3 protein-coding genes are annotated in these 2,786 nt (G+C 58.7%); 1 reads left to right on the top strand and 2 read right to left on the bottom strand.

Annotated elements, in window-relative coordinates; all coding sequences use genetic code 11:
- Positions 1–265: 265 nt before the first annotated feature.
- Entirely contained in the window at positions 266–1,549 is a 1,284-nt protein-coding gene (locus tag OQK_RS21510; protein WP_016774211.1) for an arsenic transporter, read from the bottom strand.
- 150 nt (positions 1,550–1,699) lie between these two features.
- On the bottom strand, positions 1,700–2,257 hold the full coding sequence (locus tag OQK_RS21505; protein WP_016774210.1) for an NADPH-dependent FMN reductase: 558 nt from the start codon (positions 2,255–2,257) through the stop codon (positions 1,700–1,702).
- Positions 2,258–2,440: 183 nt separating this feature from the next.
- Here OQK_RS21505 and OQK_RS29510 point away from each other — a divergent pair, with 183 nt between their 5' ends.
- The gene (locus OQK_RS29510; protein WP_016774209.1) at positions 2,441–2,671 is read left to right on the top strand and encodes a hypothetical protein; all 231 of its coding nucleotides are present in this window, start codon (positions 2,441–2,443) and stop codon (positions 2,669–2,671) included.
- The last annotated feature ends 115 nt before the right edge of the window (positions 2,672–2,786 follow it).

Here is a 2,786-nt window from a genome sequence, read left to right as displayed (position 1 = left end):
CGAACATCTGCGCTTGTGGCTGGAAGACCTGCCAGCACTGGCCCCGGCGCAGTTGATGGTGCGCCTGACCGAGAATGCCTTGGGCGAATGGGAAGAGGCGGAGCGGTTGTTTCTGGTGGCGGATCTTTGGCCGAATGTGCCGGGGCAAACCTGAGATTTGTGGTGCCTGAACTGGCCCAATCGCTGGCAAGCCAGCTCCCACAGGTTTCGCGGTGAATACAAATCCTGTGGGAGCTGGCTTGCCAGCGATCGGGCCCACCCGGGTCTACAGCGAAAGCCGCACCGCCAGCGCCGCCAACGTCACCAGCAACACCGGCACCGTCAGCACAATCCCGACGCGGAAGTAATAGCCCCAGCCGATGTGAATGCCCTTGCGCTCCAGCACATGCAACCACAACAAGGTCGCCAGACTGCCGATCGGAGTGATCTTCGGCCCAAGGTCGCTACCGATGACGTTGGCGTAGATCATCGCTTCTTTGATCACGCCGCTGGCCTGACTGGCGTCAATCGACAGCAAGCCGATCAGTACGGTTGGCAAGTTGTTCATGATCGACGACAGCAGCGCCGTCAGCACCCCGGTGCCCATGGCCGCGCCCCACACGCCGTGGCCGGCGAACACATCCAGCCATCCGGCGAGGTAACCGGTGAGCCCGGCGTTGCGCAGGCCGTACACCACCAGGTACATGCCCAGCGAGAAAATCACGATCTGCCACGGCGCTTCTTTCATAACCTTGCGCGTGGAGATTTTGTGACCGCGCGCAGCGATGCCCAGCAGCAGCGCGGCGCACACGGCAGAAATCGCGCTGATTGGAATGCCCAGCGGTTCCAGAGCGAAGCAGCCAATCAACAGGATCACCAGCACCGCCCAACCGGCATAGAACGTCGCCTTGTCGTGGATCGCGGTTTGCGGGTTTTCCAGTTGTGCAGGATCGTACGCCGCCGGGATGTCGCGGCGAAAAAACCACAGCAACATACCCAGCGTCGCCGCCACGCTGACGAAGTTGACCGGCACCATCACCGCTGCATAGCGGTTGAAGCCGATGTGGAAGAAATCCGCCGAAACGATGTTGACCAGGTTCGATACCACCAGCGGCAGGCTTGCCGTGTCGGCAATGAACCCGGCGCCCATGACGAAGGCCAGCGTCGCCGCCGGTGAAAAGCGCAACGCCAACAGCATCGAAATCACGATCGGCGTGAGAATCAGCGCCGCGCCGTCATTGGCGAACAACGCAGAGACCAGCGCACCAAGCAGCACCATGAAGGCAAACAGTTTGCGCCCACTGCCCCGCCCCCAACGCGCCACGTGCAGCGCTGCCCAATTGAAAAAGCCAGCCTCGTCGAGCAACAGGCTGATGATGATCAGCGCCACGAAGGTGCCGGTCGCGTTCCAGATGATCTGCCAGACCAGCGGGATATCCGTGAGGTGAACGACGCCGAAAATCAACGCCAGCACGGCGCCCAGCGTTGCACTCCAGCCGACGCCGAGACCTTTGGGTTGCCAGATGACGAGAGTGATGGTCAGCAGGAAAATCAGTGACGCAGCGAGCATTCGCAGAAGCCTTCAAATAGCGAAACGGGTGGAAATCGAACAAATGTGGGAGCGAGCCTGCTCGCGAAAGCGGTAGGTCAATCAGCAATTTTGCAACGGCTGACGACGCCTTCGCGAGCAAGCTCGCTCCCACAGGTTTTGTGTACGCGGTTATTTCTTGTGTTGCTCGACGAACTGGCCGTACGCATCGATGAATTTCTGCAGGAACGGTTTCACCGAGTCGCTCAGCTTGCCCGCTTCATCAAACGCGTTGCCCGCACCCCCCAGATACGCTTCCGGCTGTTGCAGGCAATGGATATCGAGGAAAACGAATGTCTGACGCAGGTGCTGGTTAGCGCCGAAGCCACCGATGGCGCCTGGCGATACGCTGATCACCGCACCGGGTTTGCCGCTCCAAGCGCTCTGGCCATAAGGGCGTGAACCGACGTCGATGGCGTTCTTCAACGGTGCCGGGATCGAGCGGTTGTACTCGGGGGTAACAAACAGCACCGCGTCGGATGACGCCACTTTCTGACGGAAAGTGCTGTAGGCTGCCGGCGGAGAAGCGCCGTCGATGTCTTCGTTGTACAGCGGCAGCTCACCGATTTCGACAATCTCGAGCTTGAGATTGGCCGGCGCCAGGTCGGCGAGGGCCAGTGCGACTTTGCGATTGATCGATGCTTTGCGCAGGCTACCGACCACTACAGCGACGTTGTAGACATTGCTCATGGATGACTCTCGATGGTCCGTGGGAAGAGTCGCTAGTTATAGATGATCCAGTGACGCTTTCACCAGTGGTCATTGGTTTTTCCTGCGCGGCGAATATTTTTTTCCTGTAGGAAAACTTACCGAGCTTGGTGACGGTCTACAAAGCCGCAAATCAAGCGTTTTATCTCCAGAGGTTCTAAGCAGATGGCAGCAGTACTCGTCGGTCAGTTTCATGCAAGAGATGCGGAAGGCCGCGTTTATTCCGTGCATGAATTCCAGGAATCGAACCCGTCTGCAGACGGATCCACTGGCTCGGAGCCCATTTACAGACTGGCTATTGGCGATCGGGTCAATAAGGTCAGTGACAGCGAGTTTCTCCTGGTTCAATCAGGCATTACCCTGATTCGCGAACCTGAGCCAACCGTCGCTCAATAACCCAGCGTTATGAGCAGAAGTCATGCGAGCGGACTTGGGGTAGGATTCAGCGTCTGACCCCACCTGGTGAACATGGACTTCACGCATGCGTTTACGCCACATCGAAGTGATTCAG

This window comes from Pseudomonas sp. R62 (genome assembly GCF_000257605.1).
Taxonomy (GTDB): domain Bacteria; phylum Pseudomonadota; class Gammaproteobacteria; order Pseudomonadales; family Pseudomonadaceae; genus Aquipseudomonas; species Aquipseudomonas atacamensis.
Note: the sequence above shows the minus strand (reverse complement) of the source record. Positions and strands in the feature narration are given on the sequence as shown.

Bases quoted from the DNA above. Each gene is read 5' to 3' on its own strand.
- OQK_RS21510 (WP_016774211.1), bottom strand. From the start codon at position 1,549: ATGCTCGCTGCGTCACTGATTTTCCTGCTGACCATCACTCTCGTCATC.
- OQK_RS21505 (WP_016774210.1), bottom strand. From the start codon at position 2,257: ATGAGCAATGTCTACAACGTCGCTGTAGTGGTCGGTAGCCTGCGCAAA.
- OQK_RS29510 (WP_016774209.1), top strand. From the start codon at position 2,441: ATGGCAGCAGTACTCGTCGGTCAGTTTCATGCAAGAGATGCGGAAGGC.